Origin of the sequence: Neptuniibacter sp. QD34_54, assembly GCF_047778055.1 — a bacterium.
Classification (GTDB): domain Bacteria; phylum Pseudomonadota; class Gammaproteobacteria; order Pseudomonadales; family Balneatricaceae; genus Neptuniibacter.
This window is the reverse complement of record NZ_CP180546.1, coordinates 2,317,626-2,343,327: the sequence shown is the minus strand read 5'-3', so window position 1 is coordinate 2,343,327 and position 25,702 is coordinate 2,317,626. Positions and strand designations below refer to the sequence as shown.

The 25,702-nt window shown below is 43.8% G+C and carries 25 protein-coding genes; 9 read left to right on the top strand and 16 right to left on the bottom strand.

The genetic code is table 11. From position 1 onward, the window contains the following. Positions 1 to 176 precede the first annotated feature (176 nt). The 5 genes from ACMXYP_RS10660 to ACMXYP_RS10640 all read right to left on the bottom strand — a co-directional run bounded on the left by ACMXYP_RS10660 (position 177) and on the right by ACMXYP_RS10640 (position 3,712). The gene (locus ACMXYP_RS10660) at positions 177 to 638 is read right to left on the bottom strand and encodes a copper chaperone PCu(A)C (protein WP_415881626.1); all 462 of its coding nucleotides are present in this window, start codon (positions 636 to 638) and stop codon (positions 177 to 179) included. Further along, positions 638 to 1,240, bottom strand: coding sequence for an SCO family protein (locus ACMXYP_RS10655; protein ID WP_415881625.1), 603 nt, complete (start codon positions 1,238 to 1,240; stop codon positions 638 to 640). The genes ACMXYP_RS10660 and ACMXYP_RS10655 overlap by 1 nt, the downstream gene beginning before the upstream one ends. A gap of 27 nt (positions 1,241 to 1,267) precedes the next feature. Beyond that, on the bottom strand, positions 1,268 to 1,756 hold the full coding sequence (locus tag ACMXYP_RS10650) for a hypothetical protein (RefSeq protein ID WP_415881624.1): 489 nt from the start codon (positions 1,754 to 1,756) through the stop codon (positions 1,268 to 1,270). A gap of 89 nt (positions 1,757 to 1,845) precedes the next feature. After that, the gene (locus ACMXYP_RS10645; protein ID WP_415881623.1) at positions 1,846 to 2,856 is read right to left on the bottom strand and encodes a CobW family GTP-binding protein; all 1,011 of its coding nucleotides are present in this window, start codon (positions 2,854 to 2,856) and stop codon (positions 1,846 to 1,848) included. A 1-nt stretch (position 2,857) separates the two neighbouring features. Next, on the bottom strand, positions 2,858 to 3,712 hold the full coding sequence (locus tag ACMXYP_RS10640) for a DMT family transporter (RefSeq protein ID WP_415881622.1): 855 nt from the start codon (positions 3,710 to 3,712) through the stop codon (positions 2,858 to 2,860). Between the two features lie 1,534 nt (positions 3,713 to 5,246). On the opposite strand from ACMXYP_RS10640, the gene ACMXYP_RS10635 reads away from it, so the two are divergent. The 3 genes from ACMXYP_RS10635 to ACMXYP_RS10625 all read left to right on the top strand — a co-directional run bounded on the left by ACMXYP_RS10635 (position 5,247) and on the right by ACMXYP_RS10625 (position 7,140). Continuing rightward, positions 5,247 to 5,885: a LysE family translocator gene (locus ACMXYP_RS10635; protein WP_415881621.1), complete on the top strand. Its 639-nt coding sequence runs from the start codon at positions 5,247 to 5,249 to the stop codon at positions 5,883 to 5,885. Positions 5,886 to 5,895: 10 nt separating this feature from the next. Then, complete coding sequence (locus ACMXYP_RS10630) at positions 5,896 to 6,192, top strand: antibiotic biosynthesis monooxygenase family protein (RefSeq protein WP_415881620.1); 297 nt, start codon at positions 5,896 to 5,898, stop codon at positions 6,190 to 6,192. 153 nt (positions 6,193 to 6,345) lie between these two features. Then, on the top strand, positions 6,346 to 7,140 hold the full coding sequence (locus ACMXYP_RS10625; protein ID WP_415881619.1) for a UDP-2,3-diacylglucosamine diphosphatase: 795 nt from the start codon (positions 6,346 to 6,348) through the stop codon (positions 7,138 to 7,140). A 55-nt stretch (positions 7,141 to 7,195) separates the two neighbouring features. On the opposite strand, the gene trpB is transcribed toward ACMXYP_RS10625, so the two are convergent. The 3 genes from trpB to ACMXYP_RS10610 all read right to left on the bottom strand — a co-directional run bounded on the left by trpB (position 7,196) and on the right by ACMXYP_RS10610 (position 10,710). Further along, positions 7,196 to 8,398 (bottom strand): tryptophan synthase subunit beta, encoded by a 1,203-nt coding sequence (gene trpB / locus ACMXYP_RS10620; RefSeq protein ID WP_415881618.1) that lies wholly within the window; start codon positions 8,396 to 8,398, stop codon positions 7,196 to 7,198. Between the two features lie 160 nt (positions 8,399 to 8,558). Beyond that, positions 8,559 to 10,208, bottom strand: a complete 1,650-nt coding sequence (locus tag ACMXYP_RS10615) for a methyl-accepting chemotaxis protein (protein WP_415881617.1) — start codon at positions 10,206 to 10,208, stop codon at positions 8,559 to 8,561. Between the two features lie 196 nt (positions 10,209 to 10,404). Beyond that, positions 10,405 to 10,710, bottom strand: coding sequence for a hypothetical protein (locus tag ACMXYP_RS10610; protein ID WP_415881616.1), 306 nt, complete (start codon positions 10,708 to 10,710; stop codon positions 10,405 to 10,407). A 107-nt stretch (positions 10,711 to 10,817) separates the two neighbouring features. On the opposite strand from ACMXYP_RS10610, the gene pdxB reads away from it, so the two are divergent. The 5 genes from pdxB (at position 10,818) to ACMXYP_RS10585 (ending at position 14,763) form a co-directional block, all read left to right on the top strand. After that, complete coding sequence (gene pdxB, locus ACMXYP_RS10605; RefSeq protein WP_415881615.1) at positions 10,818 to 11,948, top strand: 4-phosphoerythronate dehydrogenase PdxB; 1,131 nt, start codon at positions 10,818 to 10,820, stop codon at positions 11,946 to 11,948. A gap of 52 nt (positions 11,949 to 12,000) precedes the next feature. Then, entirely contained in the window at positions 12,001 to 12,708 is a 708-nt protein-coding gene (locus tag ACMXYP_RS10600; protein WP_415881614.1) for a flagellar brake protein, read from the top strand. Beyond that, positions 12,701 to 13,813 carry an ATP-NAD kinase family protein gene (locus tag ACMXYP_RS10595; RefSeq protein WP_415881613.1) on the top strand — a complete coding sequence of 371 codons (1,113 nt, stop codon included), beginning with the start codon at positions 12,701 to 12,703 and terminating at the stop codon, positions 13,811 to 13,813. Before ACMXYP_RS10600 ends, ACMXYP_RS10595 begins: the two co-directional genes overlap by 8 nt. A gap of 62 nt (positions 13,814 to 13,875) precedes the next feature. Next, complete coding sequence (locus ACMXYP_RS10590) at positions 13,876 to 14,127, top strand: hypothetical protein (RefSeq protein ID WP_415881612.1); 252 nt, start codon at positions 13,876 to 13,878, stop codon at positions 14,125 to 14,127. Between the two features lie 72 nt (positions 14,128 to 14,199). Next, on the top strand, positions 14,200 to 14,763 hold the full coding sequence (locus tag ACMXYP_RS10585; protein WP_415881611.1) for a hypothetical protein: 564 nt from the start codon (positions 14,200 to 14,202) through the stop codon (positions 14,761 to 14,763). Positions 14,764 to 15,098: 335 nt separating this feature from the next. Here ACMXYP_RS10585 and ACMXYP_RS10580 read toward each other — a convergent pair whose 3' ends face one another. Continuing rightward, positions 15,099 to 15,815 (bottom strand): YebC/PmpR family DNA-binding transcriptional regulator, encoded by a 717-nt coding sequence (locus tag ACMXYP_RS10580; RefSeq protein WP_415881610.1) that lies wholly within the window; start codon positions 15,813 to 15,815, stop codon positions 15,099 to 15,101. A 170-nt stretch (positions 15,816 to 15,985) separates the two neighbouring features. After that, positions 15,986 to 16,195 (bottom strand): hypothetical protein, encoded by a 210-nt coding sequence (locus tag ACMXYP_RS10575; RefSeq protein ID WP_415881609.1) that lies wholly within the window; start codon positions 16,193 to 16,195, stop codon positions 15,986 to 15,988. A 239-nt stretch (positions 16,196 to 16,434) separates the two neighbouring features. On the opposite strand from ACMXYP_RS10575, the gene ACMXYP_RS10570 reads away from it, so the two are divergent. Then, positions 16,435 to 18,372 (top strand): ATP-dependent DNA helicase RecQ, encoded by a 1,938-nt coding sequence (locus tag ACMXYP_RS10570; protein ID WP_415881608.1) that lies wholly within the window; start codon positions 16,435 to 16,437, stop codon positions 18,370 to 18,372. A gap of 109 nt (positions 18,373 to 18,481) precedes the next feature. Here ACMXYP_RS10570 and ACMXYP_RS10565 read toward each other — a convergent pair whose 3' ends face one another. The 6 genes from ACMXYP_RS10565 to ACMXYP_RS10540 form a co-directional block, all read right to left on the bottom strand. Then, positions 18,482 to 20,254, bottom strand: a complete 1,773-nt coding sequence (locus ACMXYP_RS10565) for an acyl-CoA dehydrogenase (RefSeq protein WP_415881607.1) — start codon at positions 20,252 to 20,254, stop codon at positions 18,482 to 18,484. Positions 20,255 to 20,386: 132 nt separating this feature from the next. Then, the gene (locus ACMXYP_RS10560; RefSeq protein WP_415881606.1) at positions 20,387 to 21,313 is read right to left on the bottom strand and encodes an electron transfer flavoprotein subunit alpha/FixB family protein; all 927 of its coding nucleotides are present in this window, start codon (positions 21,311 to 21,313) and stop codon (positions 20,387 to 20,389) included. A gap of 11 nt (positions 21,314 to 21,324) precedes the next feature. Next, positions 21,325 to 22,074, bottom strand: a complete 750-nt coding sequence (locus ACMXYP_RS10555; RefSeq protein ID WP_415881605.1) for an electron transfer flavoprotein subunit beta/FixA family protein — start codon at positions 22,072 to 22,074, stop codon at positions 21,325 to 21,327. A gap of 60 nt (positions 22,075 to 22,134) precedes the next feature. Beyond that, positions 22,135 to 23,781: an acyl-CoA synthetase gene (locus ACMXYP_RS10550; RefSeq protein WP_415881604.1), complete on the bottom strand. Its 1,647-nt coding sequence runs from the start codon at positions 23,779 to 23,781 to the stop codon at positions 22,135 to 22,137. Positions 23,782 to 23,824: 43 nt separating this feature from the next. Continuing rightward, the gene (locus tag ACMXYP_RS10545) at positions 23,825 to 24,751 is read right to left on the bottom strand and encodes a branched-chain amino acid ABC transporter permease (RefSeq protein WP_415881603.1); all 927 of its coding nucleotides are present in this window, start codon (positions 24,749 to 24,751) and stop codon (positions 23,825 to 23,827) included. 9 nt (positions 24,752 to 24,760) lie between these two features. Then, the gene (locus tag ACMXYP_RS10540) at positions 24,761 to 25,648 is read right to left on the bottom strand and encodes a branched-chain amino acid ABC transporter permease (RefSeq protein WP_415881602.1); all 888 of its coding nucleotides are present in this window, start codon (positions 25,646 to 25,648) and stop codon (positions 24,761 to 24,763) included. Between the last annotated feature and the right edge of the window lie 54 nt (positions 25,649 to 25,702).

The following is a 25,702-nucleotide window of genomic DNA, read 5'->3' as shown; positions in this document are numbered from 1 at the left end:
GCATACGGTCTGATTACAAAGTAGTACAGATATCACGCAGTTGCGAGAGAATGAGAAATTAAATTTGTATGACTAAAAAGAGGGTATTAAGGGGGGAGGGGAGTTTAGAGATTATCTTTTGAACACCTAAATAAAAAAGCCCTGTATAAACAGGGCCTTTTAAAATTACTGTGTCCTTAGTGATGATGGTGAGAATGTAAACCATCAATTACTTTTTTAACTGGCGCTTCCAATTCTACTTTTGTTCCGTCAGAAAAGCTTAAATCTACTTCGATGTTTTCACCCACTTCAAGATCACGTTTAAGATCGATAAGCATGATGTGATAGCCGCCTGGAGCTAGCTCAACTGTTTGGGTACCGCCAATTTTAATTTGCTCTACAGGGCGCATCATCATAGCGCCATCATTGTTAACATGATTGTGCAGTTCAACATTAACAGCGATTGAGCTGGCCGCTTTCGTTAGGTATACATCACCGTTATTTCGATTAGTAATCTTTACAAAAACAGCTGTATTTTCAAACCCAGCTGGAACTGCTCTTACATAAGCGTCGCTAGTGATGATCTCCGCCATAGCAGAAAGAGATGTTAGGCTCAGTAATGTCGCTAGGCATGTATTTAGCAGAGTTTTCTTGTTCATTATGTTTCCTCGCTTAGTAACGCTTGAATCTCTTTAGTGAGCTCAATAGGTGTAAGTGCATGGTTCAAGGCTTTTGATAGTTTGCCTTCTTGGTTGATTAAGTACAGGCGTGATGAATGGTCCACAGCGTAGCCCAGAGCCGAATCTTCTAACTCAACCATACGATAAAACGCACCATACTGTTTCACTACTTTATCTATTGTTTCACGATCTGCTGTAGCGCCGTGAAAATTAGGATGGAAGAAGTTGGCATACTTAGCTAGCTTCTCCGGAGAGTCTCGATCAGGATCTACACTCATAAATACACCAGCTACGTTTTCTTGTTGAGCAGGTGTTAGATCTTTGAGCCCTTGGGCTGCTACAGCTAAGGCTGTAGGGCAAACATCAGGGCAAGAGGCGTAGCCAATGAAAAACAGTACAACCTTACCACGGTAATCTTCTAATTTTAGCTCACCTTGCTGAGACTGAAGAGTAAAGTCGCCACCCAATTTTTCACCCAATGCGATGCGTTGCTCTACAGGCTGTGGGCGAAGGTAAAAAGCTAAAGCCACACCTGCTAGCATAACGAGAGTTAGTAGAAGAAGATTTCTTAAAGTGGTCATTTAATCATCTGTCCTTTAGGTTAAAGGTTATCGGGCATCAAACTCAAAATCGGCCTGTGTAACTTGTCCCTGTTCTTCAATCTTAATGGAAGATACCCAGGTCATCTTTCCGGTTGTACAAATTGGGAGGGTGATACTCCCTTGCCATCTGTTGTCCGTACCTGGGATCTTTGTCAGTAAAGTTTGGTTGATTCCCATGTACATCGATTTACCTTGAAGGTCGACTAGGACCTGTTCGGCAGCAATATTTTCGATAGTCACATCAAACAATAATGGCTTACTTGAGCTGATCTCTTCTGCAACGATCGATAGCTCGACTTGCTGATTATCATCAGCCGCAAGGCATTTTCCTTGATGCAGATCGCACTCAGGAGCTGTTAGCAATTGACGAGTGTGAGGGGGCGTTTCTTGTAACAGCTGCGGCAAATATATTACAGACCCCAACCCGATGATTATGACAAAGATAATCAATATCTGTAGGGGGAGGGTATTACGACCCTGAGTTGGTTCGTTCATATATCTGTTCCTGAGTACCGCTATAGTCTACGTTCTTGTAGTGTGACAACAAAAGTGACAAATTGTCGCACCAAGAATACATCTTTTTATTAGTTAGTGATGCAACTGACTAATTGTTGCTCAAAGCTTTTCCAATCATGTGCTTGGTGGGAAATAACTTCGATCCGGTTATCCCTTCGATAAGCGATGGTTTCTATACTAAGTTCATTGCCCACTTGATTAAAGAATTTCCAGCCTTGATCGGTATGAAATACACCTTTGACTCGGTCTACATTTTCAATATCTTTTAGAACCGTTTTGAGCTTGGCGTTCGAGAATTTATCATCAGGATTAAATATCCACCCCATTGTATGTAAACCGTCATTAACATTCCCTTTATGAAACGGAATTTTAGGGCGAGGCTGAAATAGCATACCGATCATTGGAGTTGCACTATTATCCTTGTTAGATAAGTGTCGGTGTTGCTGTTGTGATTTAGTTTCTTTGCCCGTGTGAGTGATATCTAGAAGTGATAGGTTAATCTGCCCTTGGGTCGTTACTATTTGCTTTTGTTTTGGGGGGTAAAGCCCTGCCATTTTTTGTTCTGTAGCCAAAACTTGTGCTGATGAAGCAAGATCCGTTTTGTTTAATACAATTACATCGGCTAAATTAATTTGGTCTTGAAACGTAGGGTGTTCAGTTATCTCGCTGTTTTCGATCGAGCGAGGGTCAACGAGGCAGATAATTGAGCGTAGTTCTAAAACATCTTTGAAATGTTCATTTTTTAGAGTATCAACGATGCCGGCAGGGTGGCCTATACCAGTAGGTTCAATGATGAGTCGGTCAGGTTTTGTTTGCCTTAGCAGCGTCGCTAAAGTTGAGGTAAGGCTGGGGCCTAACGTACAACAAATACAACCACCAACGAGCTCTTTTACTTTCACTCCTTCGTCACTTTGCGATAGGACTGCCTGGTCTATGCCTATTTGGCCAAATTCATTCACTAAAATTGCCCAATTTTCGTCTTCGGGCTTTTGAGCTAGCAGATGATTTAGAGCTGTTGTTTTACCTGTCCCTAAAAAACCAGTGATGATGTTGGTTGGAATATTTTTTAATTGGGACATCTCAGGTTCTCTTCTTATAGATTGAAGGCAGTTGTGAAAGCAGCATACCAAATAACATTAAGCCACAGCCTAGTATGCCTAGCGTGCTGAACTGTTCTTCTAGAATCAACCATCCACCAAAAGCTGCGGCTACAGCTTCAAGGCTCATAATGATGGCGGCATGAGCTGGAGGGGCGTGTCTTTGGGCAAAAATTTGTAATGTGTAAGCAATGCCTACAGAAATAAAGCCTGCATAAGCAATAGGTCCCCAGGAGTTGAATGCATTATCCAGCGTAAAACTATTGGATTCGATAGTCATTGCTACGAGTCCACTGCAAACAGCGCAAACTAAAAATTGAATTATAGCTAATCGAAGGTTATCAAGTTTTGGGGCTAGTTGTGCAATAAGTAGCACGTGTATAGCCCAGCATGCGGCTCCCAATAATTCTAATATATCGCCGAAGTTTATGGCACTGAGATCTCGGAAGCTGAGTATATACAAACCCAAAACAGCGAAAACGCCTCCTAGCCAAGTATTGATGTTAGTTGTTTGTCCTAGCGCTAAACCAATGATGGGTACGAGGATGATATATAGCCCAGTGATAAACCCAGCATTACCAGCAGTCGTATAGACTAAGCCGGCTTGCTGAAATGAGGCACCGGCAAAAAGTACTAGCCCAGCTAAAGTGCCGCTTATTACAAGATTTCTATTATCAGAGCAGTGCGCTGATCTTTTAAATAAAAATAGCAGTGGGAGTAGGGAGCAAGCACCAAGTAGAAATCGTAATGCGTTAAAACCGAATGGTCCTAAAGATTCCATCCCAAGTCGCTGCGCGACAAAAGCAAATCCCCAGATGCATGCAACTAAAAGTAACATGAGATCAGCTTGTATATTTTTTGAATTCATAGGCTAAATTTGAGCGTTACAGGTGAGGCGCTAAAGGTACTCTATAAGTGAGCGAAAGATAAATTTAAATTTTTATAAAATGGTGTTGCTAATCATTCTCAATAGCATTAATATCGTAGTCGCTCATAAGTGATAGGCAATGAACGACCTCACCTCACTGACATTGCCGACCTTAGCGTCTACTTTCACTGCTCACTGAAAGTTTTCGCGGACATTGATACTCCCCTCGATTATCAGTGTCGCAAACTGAACTCTCACCGGTTCAGTTTATTTTAAAAAGCCGGATCATTTGATCCGGCTTTTTAATGTCTATCTTTCTTTAGTAATCCCATTCATACCTGATCTCTTTAGCTAAATTAGCGTTAGGTAAATATGTAAGTGCAGATCAAGGGCTACATTCTCATTACTCTACGTCTAGAGTTTTGCGTTAAGAAAAGAGTAGAGACATAAAAGCAAAAAATTAAATTATTTATCAAACGTAGTTGAAAATCGTTCTCATTATCGATAATCTCGTAATCGCTCATAAGTGATAGGCAATGCACGACCTCACCTCACAGTCATTGCCGAACTTTGCATTATTTTTCACTGCTCACTGAAAAATAGTGCTGACGTTGGTACTCCCCTTGATTATCAATGTCTTAAACTGAACCCTCACTTGTTCAGTTTATTTCAAAAAGCCGGATCTTTGATCCGGCTTTTTGCTATCTATAGGTAATGTTCACCTTCATCTATATTGAACGAACTTATGCTGAATAAATTTGTCTACATAAGTTGGTTCTAATTTATATGCTACACTCAAGGGTACATTCCTTTCTTAGATACTAGGGCATGGAAGCTCACCTTAAACCGTAGTGAAAAGCTACGAGGAGTTATAGGTGAGATTAGTTAAAGATATTGATAAAAATGGCATCTTTTTCTATTGGTCCGATCCTGATTTTATAGACGTCCCAATAAGTCCCCGTTTGCCCTGCATTGAACTTGCAAAAGAGTGGCGAGATAAACATCTATTCTCGCTATATAGGGGAGATGAACGGAGGCACTCACATATTGATAGAAGACTCAACAGAGCAAAGCGGAAGCAAGTCGATGAAGCTCTGTTCTACTCCAGACAACGTCCAGAGGGAAGGCGGTCGACAGATAAGCCCCTTACTGTAGATATTGATTTAGTAGCGGACAAAGTCCAGTTGTACTCTTAGTAGGAGTACAACATACGCAGTGAAAATATTCCCATTTTTATTGTTAATATAGTTGCAAATCATTCTCATTCATATATTATGAATATCAACACGGCAGGCGGCAGGCTCCCCTCACTAGCTAGGCCGCCATGCACTAGCGATATTGCATGTTCGTGTATGTGTTAGCACATCTGCCTCCGCAGAAGCTACAAGCACATGGCTCTTGTCATTGAAGCAAATTGCTTAACCGGACCCCCAAGGGGATCCGGTTTTTTTTTGCTTAAATTCTCTGTGTTATAATTGCGTACTTCAAAAAAGAGGGGGCGGGTATGCAAGAGATAATAACCTTTTCAATCGTTGCTCTACTGCTAGTGATTTCACCAGGTCCTAATGGTGTATTAATTGTAAAAACAGCCTCTGTTCAGGGCCGTACAGCTTCTTTTGCTAATGTCCTAGGTTTGTTTACCGCTACATTTTTCCATGGCGCTTTTTCAATTTTGGGATTGTCCGCACTTCTGCTCCAATCTGCTGAATTATTCTTTGTAATCAAATTACTGGGTGCACTCTATCTGTTCTATATAGGCGCTAAAGCGATCTACCAATCTTTTTTGACTCCGGTAATTGATCAAGCAGATGCTCAACATACAGCGAATAACAAAAGGGCTAAATCTTTACTTGGAAGCTTTATCGAAGGCTTCTTGACTCAGTTACTAAACCCGAAAGTTTCGATGTTTTATCTAGCGGCATTCCCGCAATTTGTTCAATTTGGCTCGTCTAGTTATCTAGCAGCGTTTGTTCTAGTGGCTATCCATGCAGTCATTATTGCTTTTTGGTTTATCGGTATGACGTTGATGATTGATAAACTAAAAGCTCGCAGTAAGCACTCTTCCGCAGGTCGGTGGGTTCAGCGGATATCAGGGTCAGTGATGATCTACTTCAGCTCTTTATTGATAGGCCATAAAGCATAGAGGTTCAGTTGTGTACGCAGTTATCTTTCGAGCAAATACAGGAAAACAGGACGAACAATATTTAGAAACTGTCGCGCGAATGCGTCAGTTGGCTTTTGAAAAGTATGGTTGTCTAGACTTTATTGCAGTAACAGAAGGGGAACAAGAGATTGCAATCTCCTACTGGGAAAACGAAGCCGATATATTAGCTTGGAAAAAAGATCCCGAACATCACTTAGCGCAACAACAGGGGCAGAAACATTGGTATAGCGCTTATACAGTGCAAGTGGTTAAGATCGAGCGGGAATATAGCTTCTCAGCCGATTAAGTATCCTTTCTTTGTTACCCCGGTTCTTAGAAATAACATTAAGAAAACTTTGGCGATTCTTTTTCGGTTCAGCGTCACCAATTTTTCATCTTTTCGTTAGAAAGTTGTCACGATAGTTTTTCAGACTGGTCATAACTCATAAAGAGAGAATTTATGACCGTGTCTGCACTTATCAATGCTCGTACTATTTTTATCTCCGATGTTCATCTCGGTTTCAAAGACTGTAAGGCTGATTATCTGTATCAATTCTTATCTTCAATCAAATGTGAAACCTTGTATTTGGTTGGGGATATTGTCGATCTATGGTCATTGAAGCGCCGACTGTTCTGGCCTGAAGAACATTATCGAATACTTTTAAAACTTTATGAGCTCGCTGACCAGGGTACGCATGTTATTTACGTGCCTGGTAATCATGATGACCCTTTGCGTCACTTTGACGGTCAATGTTTCGGGCCTATAGAGATCATTCATGAACATGAATTTAAGACCGTTAAGGATAAGCGATTTTTAATCATGCATGGCGATGCCATGGATGCGTATATGAAGCACACTTGGCTGACAAAGTGGGCAGGTGATTTAGCCTACGATTTCCTACTTTTCCTAAATCGCTGGTCCAATCGATTACGGAAAATCAGTGGCCGTCCGTTTTACTCTTTAGCAGGGCAGGTCAAAGATAATATTCGCGGAGCTAAGCATGCTATCCACCGTTATAAAACCGAGTGTAAGGCTGAAGCTAAAAGACGTGGTTTTGATGGAGTGATTTGCGGTCATATTCATTACCCAGAATATGACGACGCAACCGATGTGGTTTACGCAAATACCGGTGATTGGATTGAGAACTGCTCGGCGCTTATAGAAGATTATTCTGGTGAGTTAAAACTGCTGCATTTTAGTGATCGTTTAGAATGGAAAAATTTAGTTAAGGAAGAACAACTTCAAGTTGCATGAGGGCTTGTAAGTGGGGCGGGTGCAACAGAAATCTGTTGCACCATCGAACATATGGTTACAGCCCCAGTTTGTCTGCGACGTAATCGGCGTCCTTATCGCCACGGCCTGATAGGTTTACAAGGATGGTTTGGTCTTTTGATAGTTCAGGTGCTTTACGCATTGCCCATGCAACAGCATGAGAGCTTTCCAGTGCAGGTATAATGCCTTCAACCTGAGATAGGGTCATAAAGGCATCTAGGCACTCTTGATCAGAAGCGGTTTCGTATTCAACGCGTCCGAGCTCTTTAAGGTAGCTGTGCTGAGGGCCTACACCAGGGTAATCAAGGCCTGAGGCAATTGAGTGAACAGGTAAAGGTTCGCCATTGTCATCTTCAAGGACATAACATTTCATGCCGTGAAGAGAGCTTGGTTTACCAAGAGTCAACGTTGCTGAATGCTCTGAGGTGTCTAAGCCTTTCCCTGCAGGTTCAACCCCAACAATATTGACCGCTTCATCATTCAAAAATGCGGTAAATAACCCCATTGCGTTTGAACCACCACCTACACAAGCGGTGATGTAATTTGGTAGCTGGCCCTTTTTCGCTTCGAACTGTTCGCGTGCTTCGTTACCAATAACACTTTGGAAATCGCGGACCATTTTCGGGAAAGGGTGAGGACCGACCACTGAGCCGATTGCATAGATATAGTTAACGGGATCTTTTAGGTACTCTTCAAATGCGCTATCCACCGCATCCTTCAATGTCGCGGTACCCTGAGTGACGGGTACTAACTTACAACCAAGAATTTTCATTTTGGTGACGTTAGGGTGCTCTTTCTCAATATCTACTTGGCCCATGTGAATTTCACAAGGGATGCCTACGAGTGCGCAGGCCGTTGCTAAAGCAACGCCGTGTTGGCCAGCACCTGTTTCGGCGATCACTTTAGTTTTGCCCATATATTTTGCAAGAAGGGCTTCACCTAGGCAGTGGTTGATCTTATGTGCACCTGTGTGGTTCAGGTCTTCACGTTTTAGGTAGATCTGTGCGCCACCTAATTTGTCACTTAGACGTTTTGCATGATAGATCGGACTTGGACGGCCAACATAGTCAGCAAATAGCGTGTCTAGCTCTTGTTGGAATTCCGGTTGTTGGCGGATCTCTTCGTAGGCGTCGTTGATCTCATCCATGATTTTTTTAAGTTCTGGTGGGATCTCTTGCCCACCAAATTGACCGAAGAAACCCTCTTTATTTGGCATCTCGGAAAATTCAAATTTCTTCATCTTCTTCCCGCAATCTATATTATTGGTTTTAAAGGGATATCAGCATGGACAAACGCCATGCGGGTTATATGATTAGATTATATGCACTTAATCTTAAGTAATAAATTGTTTCAGGTGTAAAAAAAAGCCGCTATGAAAGCGGCTTTTTTAGAAAGTTTAACTAGTGATTTTCTGGCCAATAACCTATGCGTAAACCACCCCAGTGGCGACCATTGATATAGATAGGTACCGATAGGTCGTGCATTATTTCACCGGTATCACGCTTATAAGTTTGTAGAAGCATGGTTTCGGTATGGCAACCACAACGTGCGCCCGTTCGGTCATTAAACAGGCGTTTACTTCGGCTTTTTACAAGATCGGTTTCAAAGTCACCCGTAGGAGGGTTAGCAAACTGATTATTGTGAGTTGGGACATAGCCGTTCGGGTCAGTCACAATGGCGTAGACCATTTTGTTATGACGAGAAAGCGCTGGCTCTTGAATGCCTGGTAAAATTTGATCGCAATATTTATCAAACTGCGTTGTATATTTTTGCGGATTAGTACCATTTACGGGTACGTAGTTGCGATCAAATAAACTACCTTCATGCATTTGCCCGGAAGATAGTGCTTGTTGGAATGATTCGGCTACTTGATCAGCAGTATCACGTGCAATCTGATAGAACTGTTGATGGAAGTTTTGGTCTGAGGATGCGGCTAAGATCGCATTGGATCTTTCAGCAGCCTCCATCAACGCTGATGCTTGAGTCGCAAGTTGGCTAACCTCTACATCACTTTCTTCCAGTTCGTGGCGAACCGTTTGCAGAGAGTTAAAGATGACTTCTAGGTTCTGGCGATTGGCACGAGCGCCTTCGGCGATAACTGAGATCTGTTCTTCTACAGCGGAAGATTGCTCTGAAATCCCCCCTAGTTGATTGCTGATAAGTTCCATTGCTTCAGTGCCGCTTTCGACATCACCGGATAGGGTCTTAATGCGCGCAACAACTTGCTGAGTTTCAGCGCGGATCTCGTCAACAATTGTTTCTACTTCACCGGTAGCGCTGGCCGTTCTGGAAGCGAGTTGTCTTACCTCGTCAGCAACAACGGCAAATCCGCGTCCATGATCACCAGCTCGAGCAGCTTCGATTGCTGCGTTAAGTGCAAGCAAGTTGGTTTGCTCAGCAATCTCTTCAATAACCTTGGTCACATCTTGGATTTTCAGAGATTTCTCATTCAGCTGCTCGATGAGTGTTAATGTCTCAGCTGCTTGAGAGTTAAGCTCGCGAATGTTGCCCATCGCTTCTGTCAGCGCTTGTTGACCTTCTGCCCCCGTGGTTTTCGCTTGAATTGCCATATCTGCGGCAATTTCCGCTTGTTGTGCAGAATGTTGGACAGTCACAGTCATCTCTTCAGAGTTCTGTGCAATTTGAGAGACTTCTTGAACTTGATTATCGAGCTTAGTTTTTAGGGTATCTGCTGAGTAGGAAACCTCAGCTGCTGCTACGGCGTTTGCGTTTGCGCTAGAGGATAGCTTAGCGCTGACATCTTCATTGCCTTGGCGATTACTGAACAGGTCGCCAAATAAAGTCGGGAGTAATTCTAATTCGTCAGTTTTATTAGCATTAACTAGAGAGGCTTCTTTGCTCAGTTTGCCTAAAACTGAGTTGTGTAACACTAGGATTGAAAGACTTGATGCTAAAAGAGCGGTGACGATCAGAATGATCAGCGCAGTGCTGTCGACTCCTAAATAGAATGATGCTGCGCCAGCAATAACAATAATAAAAACTGCCGCAAAAAAACTTTTAAAGTAAAAGCTAGAAATGGACCTGTTCATGCAATTTCCCTATTTTGTTGTTATTTAGGGGAGGTGATAGTTAAGGCTACAAGTGTTTATAGATATTTCTTGATAGTACCCTAACTGCCTGTATTACAAGCTTATATACAGGAATATATCATCACAAAAATAGGGTAAATGCTGTACTTTAGTAGAGATTTTTAACGGTGGTAGGGGAATATAGAAGGGAATGCGCTCAGAATAATTTTTCTGAAAACAGTAGAGCATGTTTTTTTGGTGTATCTATATGAATAGGGTCAAATTCAAATCCCAACTGAGTTTCCTTGCGAGCGATAAGCCTAAAACCCTCAGTTTTTAATTGCTTACGAATTTCTCTCACAATAAAACGAGCATCTTGATATGATTTGGCAACTGTTTGATTACACTCGTTTTTATCGTCAGTCGAATTACCCCAACTTTGGGTTACAATCCAATCACCGACCAGGTCTTGGTACATCCGAACGATGTAGTATTCCTGTTGTTTTTGCCAGCGTATGATCAAACTGATGTAATCCGTAGAATGACAGCAGGTTTTGCCCGCTGATAGCCAATGAAAACCGCGCATTGAGCCTGATATCGCGCGGTTTGTAAAGACTGGAGATAGATAAATTGTTGAACCGGAAACTAAAAATCTTGGCTGATGAGAATATGCCTATGGCTGAGGCTATTTTTTCTCGTTTTGGAGAAGTTAGACTCTGTGCTGGTCGAGGCTTATCCGCAGAGCAACTTTCAGATGCTGATGTACTTTTAGTTCGTTCTATCACTCAAGTTAATAAAGCGCTGTTACAGGGTAGTCAGGTGCAATTTGTCGGAACCGCGACTATAGGTACCGATCACATCGATAAGGCTTATCTGGAAGACAACGATATCGCGTTTGCCAATGCGCCCGGCTGTAATGCCGATGCTGTTGTGGAATATGTATTAAGTGTGATCTATCAATTGGCGGCGAAATATCAGTTTGATCCTAAGGAAAGAACCTATGGCATTATTGGCGTAGGCAACGTTGGTGGGAGATTACAAAAACGTTTTGAAAAGTTAGGCTTCAAGGTTTTACTAAATGACCCACCTCGGGCTGAATCAGAAGCTGGTTTTTCTGATCTAGACACTTTGCTTGAGCAAGCTGATGTCCTTTGTTTGCATACCCCACTTACCTTAGATGGTGATCACCCGACAAAACATCTGCTATCGACTGAGCAACTCCAGACACTGCGTAAAAATGCGATTGTTATTAATGCGGGACGTGGCCCTGTGATTGATAACACTGCTTTGCTTAAAGTTGGCCAGCAGCGTTCTGATCTGCTTTTTGCCTTAGATGTTTGGGAGCATGAACCCGCGGTCAATGCAGAGTTAGCTGCACGTTGTGAATTCGTATCACCGCATATAGCAGGCTATAGCTTAGATGGCAAAATTCGAGGCACTTACATGCTCTATCAAGCACTATGTAAGCATTTGCAGGTTAGGTGTGAAGAGCCTCTAACCGATTTTCTTCCAGAGGCGGAATTGTCATTTAAGGAGCAGGGGAGTTTAACAGCGTTAGAATTGATGACGTTGATTTACGATCCACAGGTGGATGATCAACTCTTGAGAGGAACGTTAGAATTACCGGAGGCAGATCAAAAACTAGCGTTTGATCAACTTCGTAAGCAGTATAGGGTACGTCGTGAATTTGCATCTCTAAAAGTGGCTAATGCAACGAATCCAAAAGAGCTATCGGCATTGGGTTTTCAGCTCGCAGACTAACCCTAAATCCCTTAAGCTATAGTCTTTATTAATGCAGTTATAAGAACCTTGAATGACCGAAGCGTTAGCACAGTTAAAATCCGTTAGAACTCTTGCTGAACTGAACCCTAAAGTGGGTGAAAAGGTTCAGATAGAAACGCGTACTCCCCGTGGGCGTTATTCGGTCCAGCTATTAGGCTATCGAGAAAACGGTAGTATGATGGTTTCAGCACCACGTACCTCGAATTCCATTAACGTGGGTTCGCGAGTTACCGTCCGTTTGATGAGTGGTAACTTTATCTGTGCCTTCAGTGCTAAGGTACTCAAAATACAGACCAGCCCGTTTGCTTATTGGCACCTTGAATATCCAACTGATACTGAAGTTAGGCGCATACGCAGTCACACGCGCGTGCCTGTTAATTTGATGGTGTCGATTGATGAATTTGAGTTGGGTAAAGGGCTAAGATTAGATTGGCCTATCAATGCTTACTGTACTGATATTAGTATCAAAGGTGCCTGTATAGATGCGCCCGTTACCCTAGGTAAAAAAGGTGACAAGTTATTTATTACGACGCGCTTTCAAGTGGCAGGTGCCGATCAGGTCGTGCTCACCCCTGTTGTGATAAGAAGTGTGCAAGCGGCAGAAGATGGTTTGACCAAAGTGGTGAGCCACGGTGTTGAATTTGAAGAGATGGATGATGACACCCACCTCATTCTAGCTGCTTTTGTATACCAGCAATTTTTAATTGAAACCGGTAATTTGGAGATCATAGGTGTTTAAACTCGGTCTTATTATTAACCCTTTAGCAGGAGTTGGCGGCAGTGTCGCGCTTAAGGGAAGTGACGGTGAGGAGACCGCGAAGAAAGCTCTGGAATTAGGTGCTGAACCTAAAGCGGGCTTACGTACCCTCCAGGCTTTGGAAGTACTTCAAGGTTTAGATATCCAAGTTATCACTTATCCTGCTGAAATGGGTGAAGAGGTTGCCGTTAAAGCTGGGTTTGAACCGCAAGTCGTTGGCCAGATCGAATCAGGCAATACTCATGCAGAAGATACCTTAAGAGCTGCCAAAGATCTGGTTGCTGCAGGGGTTGATATCATCCTATTTGCCGGAGGTGACGGTACCGCTCGTAATATCTGCGAATCGATTGCCGGTGAAGTACCGGTTCTGGGTGTGCCGGCAGGTGTCAAAATACACTCTGGTGTATACGCGGTGACGCCTAAAGCAGCGGGTGAAATTGTTGCCATGCTGGTGAAAGGTGAATTAGTTACCCTAGGTGATCAGGAAGTCCGTGATATTGATGAAGAGGCGTTCAGAGAAGGGCGTGTTCGCGCTAAATATTATGGCGAGCTAGTTGTGCCTCAAGAGCACCGTTTTTTACAGCACGTAAAAAATGGCGGTAAAGAATCCGAAGAGCTGGTGTTGGATGATATCGCAGCAGATGTGATCGAAAAGATGGATCCCGATTCTTACTATGTAATGGGTTCTGGTTCTACGGTAGCTGCGGTGATGGAACAGTTAGGTTTGCCAAATACCTTGTTAGGGGTCGATCTGATTAAAGATAACGAGATCGTTGCTTCAGACTGCACAGCACAACAACTACTGGAGTTAACCGAAGGTGAGCCTTGCGAACTAGTGATTACATTGATCGGTGGTCAAGGGCATATTGTTGGGCGTGGCAATCAGCAGCTGAGCCCCGCATTGCTTAAGCGAATTGGCAAAGAAAATATCAATGTGATTGCGACCAAAACAAAACTGCGTGAACTGGAAGGCCGTCCGCTAATAGTAGACAGCGGTGACCCAGAGTTAAACGCGAAGCTCTCGGGAGTAATTCCAGTTACAACGGGTTATCATGATTCCGTATTGTATCGAGTGGCAGATTACTAAGAGCTTATCTATGCTTTAAAGGCCTGTGTTACAGGTCTTTTTTATATGGGCAGGTGACGGTTGTGGTTAATCACTTATTCAATTTTTTTCTTATGCTGCTTGCGCCAGAATGGATGCGTGATCAAACCCCTGATAAAGATCACTTCTATCGGCGTTTATTCACTGCTAAGCACCGCGCTAAGCGAAATAAAATTAAACTACTCTGGATCTGCGTACTTAGTCTTTGCGTCCTCTTCCCATTTCCTCATGCAATTGCTGCGTTGGTATTGCTGACCACATTTATTACATTCAGTTGGTTGGATGAATCAAACTGACATCGTTCTGTCATAGAGTCTCGGTAAAGTTTCGCCTGATATTTTTTATAAGAACTTATTGAGGCTCACCCCATGAAAAAACTGATCGCAGGCGCTGTTGTTGCAGGCGCAATGATTGCTCTAACTGGTTGCCACACAAATCAGGCGAAGCAGGAAGAAACTAAAGAAGTTGCACAACTAAACAATGATGACCTATACGAAGTTTCTCACGAAGGTCGTCACTATGTGTTTGACGATTTCACAACTTATCAGTCTTTCCTAACAGTTGGCGAAACTTCTTACCGTAAAGTATTTATTGGTGGTGGCCCTAAAGGCGAAACATTGGTATTCGGTCTAACTGGCGCAGACAAAAAGAAAATGTCTGGTATCGCTAGTATCGATATGTTTAATGGCGAAATGGCTGGTGCAGAAAGCTTCTACGGCGAAATGCGTGGCGAAGATGGCCGTCTATATGTTTTCAGTACTCTTGAAGATATGGAAGACGTACGTACTGTAGGTGAAGCACCATACCGTTTCACTCAGATCGCTGCGGGTCCTCAAGGTCAGACAGTTGTATTTGTTCTAAACAAAAACAACAAGAAAAAGCAGCCTGTTGCTTTGATGGCTAAATTTAAAGAAATGAACAATATGAAGTAACCCTTCGAACAAGGGCTTGTTTATTTATTGGTCGATAAACGGGTCCTTTGTTTGGCGATACTATTTTCCCATATTGCATTTGTATTAGAAGTCTGTAGAAAAAAATCTATTTTACTAATGGAACTTTTCTATACGCAGCACAGTCAATAAATACATCCTGTAAGACGGGAAGGCCTTTCGATATGTCATAGGAAAGTTTGGGTTCTGTTATTTACGAAAGGTCTTATTTTAGGCGCTGTTTACGTGAGTAAACGGCGCTTTTTTTATCGGGTTAAACTAATTCAGGCAATAAAAAAGCCTGCTGAATAAGCAGGCTTTTTAGAATTAGCGAGAGATTAGATCTCAGCGTTGTGATAAATGTTCTGAACGTCGTCGAGATCATTCAACATATCGATAAATTTCTCGAACATTGGAAGGTCGTCTGCTGATACAGGCGAGCCGTTGTGAGGTACGAATTGGATCTCATCAACGTCTAAGTCCAGACCTTCAATGTTTTCTTGAAGCGCTTTCTTCGCTTTAAAGTAATCAGTGTGAGGTGCGAAAACAGTAATCTTGCCGTCTTCGGCTTCGATATCTGTTACATCTACGTCTTCCATCATTAGCGCTTCTAGCACAGCATCTTCGTCATCGCCGTTGAATACGAAGATCGCACTGTGGTCGAACATGTGGCTTACGCTGCCTTGAGAACCAATTTTACATTTGGTTTTGTTAAAGCAGTTACGAACATCACCAAAGGTACGGTTAGGGTTATCGGTTAGACACTCAACGATAACCATGCAGCCGCCAGGGCCGAAACCTTCATAACGAGCTTCAGAGAAATCTTCACCGCCGCCGCCTTTAGCTTTATCTAGCGCTTTGTCGATTACGTGAGCAGGCACCTGAGCCTTTTTAGCACGTTCGATTAAGCCTGCTAATGCAAGGTTTCCTTCGATTTCGATGCCGCCTGCTTTCGCACAAACATAGATTTCACGGCTAAATTTACTGTAAACCTTAGCCTTAGCATCGGATGTTTTTGCCATCGACTCTTTACGGTTTTGATAGGCTCGACCCATTGCGATATTCCATACACTGAGAAAAAAGAAGAAAATTCTACCGTTTCAGAGCCAAACAGGAAACCCGCATTTAGGGTGTGCTGCTAAGTAATCCACAAAAATATGGTTCTTAATCGAGATCTGGGCAAACTTACAACGTTTGCTAGTCGGTTAAAGCGGACAAGGGCTAATTAAATAACATCATGCCCTCTAACTTCTGCCTTTCTTGAAAATATCTGATTGATAGCCCCAGAGACGATTTCTTTGATAATAGGGTGTTCACCCTCAAGGTCTGCTAGTTGAGCGCAAAACAGAGGTTTATCCTTAGCGGAAGCCCAAGCGGTGAAGTTATCATCGATAACAATAGATCTAATGACCGAAGAGTACTTATTAATTTCCATGATCAGCTCCATTGTACATTTATTGTGCTTGTGCAGCATTTTTGCACTTGATTATGTCTAAATGGTTAAAGTTTCCTTTCGTTTATGTTGTTTGTTTAATGTACAGCACTAAACGTGCCATAAAGCACTAGTCCTGATGAGCAAGTGCTTTTCATTTTGCGTGATAGCTATTGCCTCACGTATAGTTCCAAATAACTTCACCAGCATCGCTAAATGGATTTAGCGCTAAGGAATTTTCTATGGATCTGCAACAATCGCTACAACAACACTTTTCGTTCGATCAATTTCGGGATGGGCAAGAGCAAACAATTCGTCAGTTACTTGATGGTCAATCGACACTCTCAGTATTTCCAACGGGTGCAGGCAAATCGCTTTGCTATCAATTTACAGCGATTCATCTACCTAATTTGACCTTGGTTGTCTCGCCGTTATTAGCGCTGATGAAAGATCAGTTAGCTTTTTTAAAAGAAAAAGGGATTGCTGCGGCAAGTATAGATTCGACGTTGACGCCTGATGAAAACCGTCAGGTTATGAAGGATATTCGTCAGGGCAATATTAAGATTTTGATGGTCTCTGTTGAGCGGTTTAAGAATGAGCGTTTTCGAGAGTTTATTAGCTCTGTGCCAATCTCAATGTTGGTGGTGGATGAGGCGCATTGTATCTCTGAGTGGGGGCATAATTTTCGCCCGGATTATTTGAAACTCCCTCAGTATTGTCAGCAATTAAACATTCCGACCGTATTATTACTGACGGCGACTGCTACCCGAAAAGTTAAAAGAGATATGGCGCAGCGCTTTAATATTGCTACGGAGCATATAGTTCAAACAGGTTTTTATCGCTCGAATTTGGATTTATCTGTATTGCCGGTTAATGAAGGGGATAAAAAGGCCAAGCTAGCTCACGTTGTTGCTACGCAAAACGGTGCAGGTATTGTGTATGTCACTTTACAACAAACAGCAGAGGAGGTTGCCAATCACCTACAGCGGCAAGGAATCGCGGCAGTTGCTTATCATGCAGGTTTGGACAATGAGCTTCGACATCACATTCAAACTGATTTTATGGCGGGAAGAATTGGTGTTGTGGTTGCGACTATCGCTTTTGGAATGGGGGTTGATAAGTCTGATGTTCGCTTTGTAATCCATTATGATCTGCCGAAATCTATTGAAAACTACAGCCAGGAAATCGGTAGGGCCGGTAGGGATGGTCAGCTATCTCACTGTATTACCTTGGCCAATCTGGATGGTATAACTACGGTAGAGAACTTCATATACGGTGATACGCCAGAGCTACCGGGCATCGAATATGTGATCAACAATATTCGGGATGAGGAGAGTGATCAGATATGGGAAATGCAGGTATCTCCATTATCCAGCGCTTCTAATATTCGCCAGCTTCCGCTAAAAACTCTTTTGGTACAGTTAGAGCTTCGAGGTGTTATTCAGCCTAAATACTCCTATTTTGCTGATTTTAAGTATAAATTTTTGGTCGATCAGCAAGCGATATTAGAGCGATTTAAAGATGAGCGGCGTCAGTTTATAGAAGCTATTTTCCAACATACCCAGTTTAAAAAAGTGTGGGGGAATTTAGATTTTGAAAGCCTTTATCAGCATTATGGTTGTGATCGGCAGCGGGTTATTTCTGCGATGGAATACCTGCAAGAGCAGCAGTTGATCGCGCTTGAGACTAAGAAGATTACCGAAGTCTTTGCAGTTAATGCCAATAAACTTGCTGAACCTCAATTGGCTCAATCCCTTGCTGATTATTTTAGCGAAAAAGAGGAGAAAGAAGTTCAGCGTATTGCTCAGTTAATTCGCTTTTTTGAATTGGATCGGTGTTTAACTGCAAATTTAGCACGTTATTTTGATGATCAACTTGCACCAGAAACGTGTGGTCATTGCTCGGCCTGTCGTGGTGAAATTGCTAAACTAAGTTATTCCTCGGAGCCCGTATTGCCAAACGATTCTGAACTGATACTGCAGTTAACAGAGTTGAAAGAGCGTTTAGGTCAGTCGGAATCACAAATCGGTGCTGGCAGCTACAGCCGGTTTTTAGCCGGTGTATCCCTTCCTGCCTTTAGCCGAAATAAAATCAGACAACTAGTTGGTTTTGGTAGTTGCGAAAAGGTCAGGTTCTCCGAGATTAAAGACAAAGTATCTGCATTATTCCCCTCGCTATAAGTACAAAAAAGCCCTCCTAAAAGGAGGGCAAAGAGGCCTTTAAGCCTAAAGGAGCCCAACAGCTCCGGAGTGGTAACACCACCATCGTGAAGAGCGTAAAAACGAAGGTCTAAAGCTGTTCAATATCCAAAGCAAAAGTATGATTTAAGCCAGTCTGTAGGGTTGCTGCATGTTGGCTTACTCTTGGTAGGTAATGGTCAGCAAAGAACAATGCGGTAGAAACTTTAGCGTTAAGGAAGCCATCGCCGTAGTCGTTATCCGCGCCTTTTAGCTCTTCAGCTTTGATGGCGCCTTGCGCTAGTAGCCAGCCACCAGTTAGGTAGCCCATCATCATGAGATTATCGACACTGATATTGCCCATTAATTGTTTATCGCTGCCCGCATTTTCTAGGATAAATTGACCGGCCGAGGTCGCATCTCGAAGTGCAGTTGTTAGTTTTTTACCAAGCTCTTGTAGGGCTTCTGAATCTGAGTGAAGTAGCAGTTCAGTTGTGGCTTGAACATCGGCTTGCAGTTGCGATAGCGCAACGCCTTTATCAAACAGTGTTTTGCGACCGATAAGGTCAAGGGCTTGGATACCTGTAGTACCTTCGTAAATCGGTAAAATACGGGCGTCACGGTAATGTTGTGCCGCACCAGTTTCTTCGATGAAACCCATGCCGCCGTGAACTTGGATATTCAGTGATGTCAGCTCTTGTGCGAGTTCAGTCATCCAGCCTTTAACAATTGGCGTGTAAAACTCTACCCGTGATTTGCTTGTTTGATCGCCATGATGTGCGCGGTCAATATCCGCAGCAGCGGTATAGGCAAGAGCACGCATTGCTTCATTACCTGCTTTCATCGCCATCAACATACGACGTACATCTGGGTGATTGATGATCGCAATTTTGCTGCCATCAGGATTGCTGCCTTGGAAGCGTTCTTGGCTGTATTGCAGTGCTTGTTGGTAAGCGCGCTCGGAGATAGACAGACCTTGTAGGCCTACCGATTGGCGAGCATGGTTCATCATTGTGAACATGTAGCTCAGGCCTTTGTTTGCTTCACCTACGAGGTAACCGATTGCGCCTTCGTTATCACCAAAGCTCATGACACAGGTTGGGCTGCCATGGATACCCAGTTTGTGCTCTAGGGATACGCAGCTTACGTCGTTTAATTCACCCGGTTGGCCTTGCTCATCTAAAAGATATTTAGGCACGATAAACAGGGAGATGCCTTTAACACCGGCAGGTGCATCTGGCAGGCGAGCAAGCACTAGATGCACAATGTTTGATGTCATCTGGTGATCACCCCAAGTGATAAAGATCTTCTGGCCCGTAATCTTGTAGTGATCGCCTTCAGGGATGGCTTTGGATGCTACCGCTGCTAGGTCCGAACCTGCGTTTGGTTCAGTCAGGTTCATGGTACCGGTCCATTCACCACTAATCAGTTGTGGTAAGTATTGTGATTTTAATTCGTCGCTACCATGCGCAATCAGAGCTTCTACAGCGCCTTGGCTTAGCATAGGGCAGAGTGCAAAGCCCATATTGGCCGAATGCCACAGCTCATTTACGGCTGTACCTATGACATTGGGTAGCGCCTGGCCACCAAACTCTTCAGGACCCGTTAGCGTAGCCCAACCATTTTCGACAAACTGCTGATAGGCATCGGAGAAGCCTGCGGTTTCTTGTACTGCACCATCTGCAACTGTAGCGCCGTTTTGGTCGCCTACCCAGTTTAAAGGGGCTAAAACATCAGAGGCTAATTTGCCTGCTTCCTCAACGATAACATTGGCTAGCTCAGAGTTAACTTCGTCTAGGTTTTGTTCACTGCATAGCTGATCTAGATCGATCAGATGGTTTAGTAGAAAGCTGGCATCTTGTAGTGGTGGAGTATAAGTGCTCATAAATCTCTCATCTCTTGATTAGAGCGGCTATATAAAAACATCCAAGCGGCTCTTTAAATTGTATCGTGTTTGTTACTTTAAAAAGGCGAGCTGGGTAAAAAGGCGACAAGTACCCAGCCCGCATCAAAGGAGCTACAGTTTATTTTGTAGCTCTGGCATCACGTCGAACAGGTCAGCAACTAAGCCATAATCTGCGACGGAAAAAATAGGTGCCTCTTCATCTTTGTTGATAGCAACAATAGTTTTGGAATCTTTCATTCCAGCAAGATGTTGAATAGCACCTGAAATACCTACAGCGATATAAAGCTCTGGCGCGACGATCTTACCGGTCTGGCCTACTTGCATATCGTTTGGAACAAAGCCGGCGTCAACCGCTGCGCGGGATGCACCTACGGCAGCGCCTAGTTTATCTGCTACTTGTTCTAGCAGACCGAAATTCTCACCGTTACCCATGCCGCGACCACCGGAAATAATGATGTTGGCAGCAGTCAGTTCAGGGCGATCAGACTCAGCGACCTCTTCACTAACAAAGTTTGATAGTTGGGCATCATGAGCAATCGATATCTCACAGATCTCTGCCGAATTACCTGTTTCAGCAGCGTCGAAAGCGGTTGTTCGTACGGTGATGACTTTAATCGGATCTAATGATTCTACGGTTGCGACCGCGTTACCTGCGTAGATAGGGCGCTGGAACGTTGTAGCTGATTCAACTGCGGTGATATCTGAGATTTGAACCACATCCAATAGCGCTGCAACGCGTGGAAGGTAGTTTTTCCCTGAGGTCGTGGCTGGTGCGAGGATATGATCGTAGTCCTTACCTAACTCGGTAATTAGCTTAGCCATGTTTTCCGCAAGCTGGTATTCATAAGCTAGCTCATCAGCAAGCAAGACTTTACTAACACCAGCGATCTCTGAGGCTGAAACGGCTACAGCTTTACAGTTACTGCCCGCAACCAATAGATGAATATCACCACCGATTTGTGTCGCTGCTGTAATCGTGTTGAGAGTGACTGGTTTTAGTGTACGGTTGTCATGTTCTGCAATAACGAGAATAGTCATATATCACCCCCTTAAATTACTTTTGCTTCGTTCTGAAGTTTCTCGATCAATTCATCAACGCTGTTTACTCGGATACCCGCTGCACGCTCTGCTGGTGGCGTGACTTTCAACAACTTGGTGTGGTTTTTTAGCTCTACACCTAAGTCCGCAGGGGATTTGACCGCTAAAGGCTTACGCTTAGCTTTCATAATGTTTGGCAAAGAAGCGTAGCGAGGTTCGTTGAGTCGAAGATCAGTGGTCACGATTGCTGGTAGTTTGAGCTCGACTGTTTGTAGACCGCCGTCCACTTCGCGAGTAACTTGAGCTTTGCCATCTTCGACCTTAACTTCTGAAGCAAATGTACCTTGTGGCATATCGGTTAGCGCCGCTAACATCTGCCCCGTCTGGTTGTTATCGCTATCAATCGCTTGTTTGCCCATAATGACCAGATCAGGTTGCTCCTCATCGATCACTTTGCTTAATAGTTTCGCTACATTCAGTGATTCAGGAAGCTCACCTGTTTCAATTTGAATACCACGATCTGCACCTAAAGCTAGGGCTGTTCTAATCTGTTCCTGGCAGGCTTTTGGTCCGATCGATACGATGACGATCTCGTCTGCTTTACCAGCTTCTTTTAGACGAACAGCTTCTTCTACAGCAATCTCGCAAAAAGGGTTGAGCGCCATCTTGACGTTGGCTAGATCTACATCGGTATTATCTGCTTTAACGCGCACTTTTACGTTGTAATCAATCACGCGTTTTACGGTAACTAAAATTTTCATCTGTTTACCTCTCCGACCTAGGAGCAGTGCTCCTAGGTTTTCACTCTGGTGTTATAAGTCTTATGATTTTTGAGGTTCGGTACCGTTGGCACGATCTCGAAGTAGGAACTTCTGGATCTTACCGGTCGATGTTTTAGGCAGAGGACCGAAAACAATATCCTTCGGTGCTTTAAAGTGAGCCATGTGTTCACGACAGAAATCGATCAGCTCTTTTTCTGTGATATCGCGTTCAGAACCCTCTTTTAGAGCAACGAAAGCACAAGGTGTTTCACCCCATTTCTCGTTGTTCTTAGCAACTACCGCAGCTTCTTGAATAAATGGGTGACGGTATAGAACATCTTCGACTTCAATGGATGAGATGTTTTCACCCCCAGAGATGATGATGTCTTTGGAGCGATCTTTGATCTCGATATAGCCATCCGCATGCCATACCGCTAGATCACCCGAGTGGAACCAGCCGCCTTCAAAAGCTTTATCAGTGGTTTGTGGGTTCTTTAGATAGCCTTTCATCACAAGATTACCCTGCATGAAGATCTCACCCATAGTTTCGCCATCCTGAGGCACGGGTTCCATTGTTGTTGGATCTGCAACCATAAGACCATCAAGCATCGGTGCTCTAACACCTTGACGAGATTTTAAGCGTGCTTTTTCATCAGCCGTTTTGTCATTCCACTCATCGTGCCAAGCACAAACCACAGAAGGACCGTAGGTTTCTGTTAAGCCGTAAACGTGGGTTACGCTAAAGCCAAGCGCTTCCATACCTGCAATAACTGCTGCTGGTGGCGCAGCGCCTGCGGTCATTACATTTACTTGATGCTCGATACCGGCTTTAAGTTCATCATCAGCGGAGTTAAGCATGTTCAGAACGATAGGTGCGCCACAGAAGAAACCAACTTTTTCTTCTTTAATGGCATTAAATATATGATCTGCACGGACATGGCGAAGGCAGACATTCACACCAGCCATAGCAGCGATCGTCCATGGGAAACACCAACCATTGCAGTGGAACATGGGTAGGGTCCATAGATATACCGGGTGCTGGCCCATACCCCATGAAATGGAGTTACTGATAGCGTTTAGGTAAGCACCGCGATGGTGGTATACAACACCTTTTGGGTTACCAGTAGTGCCTGATGTGTAGTTGAGCGTGATGGCGTTCCATTCATCATTCACATGATGTGGAGTGAAGTTTTCGTCTCCTAGCTTGAGGAAATCATCGTATTTGATATCGCCGATGAATTCGCCTTCGGTCCAATAAGGATCATCGATATCAATGATGAAAGGTTTCTGGTCCATCAGCTCAAGAGCACCTTTAACGACAGAACTGAACTCACGGTCAGTAATAAGAACCTTGCTCTCAGCATGCTGCAAAATAAATGCAACGGCTTCTGAATCTAGACGGATATTGATTGAATTAAGAACTGCACCACACATAGGTACGGCGAAATGCGCTTCAAAGTGTTCAGCTAGGTTTGGCGCTAAAATTGAAACGGCATCGCCTGGATTGACGCCTTTTTGTTTCAAAGCGCTGGCTAGTTTCTTGCAACGATTATAGGTTTCGGCCCAGCTGCGGCGAATTTCACCGTGAACAGTGGCTGTACGTTCGGGATAGACACTAGCTGCACGTTCGATAAACGTAATAGGTGTTAGTGCAGAATAATTGGCCAGATTTTTATCCAGATCGGTTTCGAAAGCTGAAGTGATCACTGTCTCTCTCCTTGCTATTTATCGCTAACGCTCAGTTTCGCGCTTAGCTAAAGTTATTACGTTTAAATTTGATCAATTGGCCGACTATTCCGCTGCGGAAGCTCAAAACGCAAACCACAAAAACAGCGCCCATAATGATGTGAATGTAGTTACCCATCTCGCCACCAGAGAGGTAGTTCTGCATGCTGACGATAAAGCCTGCACCCAACACTGGTCCAAAGATCGTGCCCACGCCGCCAACAAGTGTCATAAGGATGACTTCGCCTGACATGTGCCAATGAACATCGGTTAGGGATGCCAATTGGAAAACCAGCGTTTTGGTCGAGCCAGCAAGTGCTGCCAAAGCAGATGAGATGATGAACGCAATCCATTTGTAACGATTAACGTCGTAACCCAATGAAGTCGCGCGGGCTTCGTTATCACGAATTGCTTTTAATACTTGGCCAAATGGTGAATGAATGGTGCGGTTGATCATCCAGTAACCGAATACAAAGATGGCCAGCACAAAGTAATACATGGTGTAGTTATCGCTTAGGTCTAGAAGCCCAAACAGCTCGCCACGAGGCACACCTTGCATACCATCTTCACCATTGGTGAATGGTGCTTGTAGGTAGAGGAAAAACACTAACTGTGCTAAAGCCAAGGTCACCATAGCGAAGTAGATACCTTCGCGTTTAACCGCAAGCTTGCCAAAAATTGCACCTAATAAACCACCGGCAACGGTACCCGCAAGAATGGCGAGTTCAGGTGTAATACCGCTATTGATCATGAGGTAACCAGTGATGTATCCACCTGTTCCTAAGAACGCCGCATGACCAAAGGAAAGTAAGCCTACAAATCCAAGCAATAAGTTAAATGCGCAGGCAAATAGTGCAAAGCACAGTACTTTAGCTAGAAAAACAGGGTAAAGAGCTGCTGGTGCGATCAACGCTAGAGCCAGCAGTGCAATGTTTAGTTTTTGATTATTCATACCTATCTCCTAAGCTTCTTTACCGAATAAACCGGCTGGCTTGAGTAGCAGCACAATAACCATCACCAAGAAGATAATGGTGGTAGAGGCTTCGGGATAAAAATATTTGGTTAAGCCTTCCACGATCCCCATACCAAGGCCCGTGAGAATAGCGCCGCCGATAGAGCCCATACCGCCAATAACTACGATGGCAAACACCACGATTAAGATGTTTGAGCCCATATCAGGTGATACTGAATAGACTGGAGCGGCCATAACGCCGGCAAAGCCTGCTAGAGCAACGCCGAAACCAAAGGTCAAAGTAACGATCAATGGCACGTTGATCCCAAAGGCTTGCATCAGTTGTGGGTTCTCTGTGCCCGCTCTCAGGTAAGCACCTAATTTCGTCTTTTCGATCATCCACCAAGTGCCAGCGCAAACAATGATGGAAGCGATAATGATCCAAGCCCGATAATTAGGCAGATACATAAATGGCAGGCGGTTACCGCCTTTTAGTTCTTCAGGAATGGCGTATGACATGCCTGAAGAGCCAAACATATGGGTAAAAGCACCTTGAATAATCAAGGCTAAGCCGAACGTTAGCAGGAGGCTGTAGAGGTGATCTTCGTTAGCGATAGGGCGGATAAGGAAGCGCTCCATCAATATGCCGATCGCGCCAATGCAGATCGGTACAAGGATCAAAGCCACCCAGTAATTGATGCCCATATATTTAAGGGCAAGAAAAGCGATAAATGCACCCAGCATATAGAGTGCACCTTGCGCGAAGTTAATGATCTTCAGTAGACCGAAGATAATGGCCAGTCCAAGGCTAAGCAAGGCGTAGAATGAGCCGTTGATCAACCCAACCAATAACTGGCCAAATAGGGCAAAGAGGTTAATATCAAACATAATAATCATCTACCTGTAGTCATCCCAGAGGAATGTATGAAGCAGGTGTGGTGGCAAAGCCAA

What these genes read in the sequence shown, in the direction of transcription:
- ACMXYP_RS10575 (WP_415881609.1), bottom strand. Translation starts at nt 16,195, where the DNA reads ATGGAAATTAATAAGTACTCTTCGGTCATTAGATCTATTGTTATCGAT.
- ACMXYP_RS10600 (WP_415881614.1), top strand. Translation starts at nt 12,001, where the DNA reads ATGACCGAAGCGTTAGCACAGTTAAAATCCGTTAGAACTCTTGCTGAA.
- ACMXYP_RS10615 (WP_415881617.1), bottom strand. Translation starts at nt 10,208, where the DNA reads ATGAACAGGTCCATTTCTAGCTTTTACTTTAAAAGTTTTTTTGCGGCA.
- ACMXYP_RS10580 (WP_415881610.1), bottom strand. Translation starts at nt 15,815, where the DNA reads ATGGGTCGAGCCTATCAAAACCGTAAAGAGTCGATGGCAAAAACATCC.
- ACMXYP_RS10570 (WP_415881608.1), top strand. Translation starts at nt 16,435, where the DNA reads ATGGATCTGCAACAATCGCTACAACAACACTTTTCGTTCGATCAATTT.
- ACMXYP_RS10545 (WP_415881603.1), bottom strand. Translation starts at nt 24,751, where the DNA reads ATGAATAATCAAAAACTAAACATTGCACTGCTGGCTCTAGCGTTGATC.
- ACMXYP_RS10555 (WP_415881605.1), bottom strand. Translation starts at nt 22,074, where the DNA reads ATGAAAATTTTAGTTACCGTAAAACGCGTGATTGATTACAACGTAAAA.
- ACMXYP_RS10585 (WP_415881611.1), top strand. Translation starts at nt 14,200, where the DNA reads ATGAAAAAACTGATCGCAGGCGCTGTTGTTGCAGGCGCAATGATTGCT.
- ACMXYP_RS10645 (WP_415881623.1), bottom strand. Translation starts at nt 2,856, where the DNA reads ATGTCCCAATTAAAAAATATTCCAACCAACATCATCACTGGTTTTTTA.
- ACMXYP_RS10660 (WP_415881626.1), bottom strand. Translation starts at nt 638, where the DNA reads ATGAACAAGAAAACTCTGCTAAATACATGCCTAGCGACATTACTGAGC.
- ACMXYP_RS10635 (WP_415881621.1), top strand. Translation starts at nt 5,247, where the DNA reads ATGCAAGAGATAATAACCTTTTCAATCGTTGCTCTACTGCTAGTGATT.
- trpB (WP_415881618.1), bottom strand. Translation starts at nt 8,398, where the DNA reads ATGAAGAAATTTGAATTTTCCGAGATGCCAAATAAAGAGGGTTTCTTC.
- ACMXYP_RS10655 (WP_415881625.1), bottom strand. Translation starts at nt 1,240, where the DNA reads ATGACCACTTTAAGAAATCTTCTTCTACTAACTCTCGTTATGCTAGCA.
- ACMXYP_RS10650 (WP_415881624.1), bottom strand. Translation starts at nt 1,756, where the DNA reads ATGAACGAACCAACTCAGGGTCGTAATACCCTCCCCCTACAGATATTG.
- ACMXYP_RS10640 (WP_415881622.1), bottom strand. Translation starts at nt 3,712, where the DNA reads ATGTTACTTTTAGTTGCATGCATCTGGGGATTTGCTTTTGTCGCGCAG.
- ACMXYP_RS10625 (WP_415881619.1), top strand. Translation starts at nt 6,346, where the DNA reads ATGACCGTGTCTGCACTTATCAATGCTCGTACTATTTTTATCTCCGAT.
- ACMXYP_RS10565 (WP_415881607.1), bottom strand. Translation starts at nt 20,254, where the DNA reads ATGAGCACTTATACTCCACCACTACAAGATGCCAGCTTTCTACTAAAC.
- ACMXYP_RS10560 (WP_415881606.1), bottom strand. Translation starts at nt 21,313, where the DNA reads ATGACTATTCTCGTTATTGCAGAACATGACAACCGTACACTAAAACCA.
- ACMXYP_RS10540 (WP_415881602.1), bottom strand. Translation starts at nt 25,648, where the DNA reads ATGATTATTATGTTTGATATTAACCTCTTTGCCCTATTTGGCCAGTTA.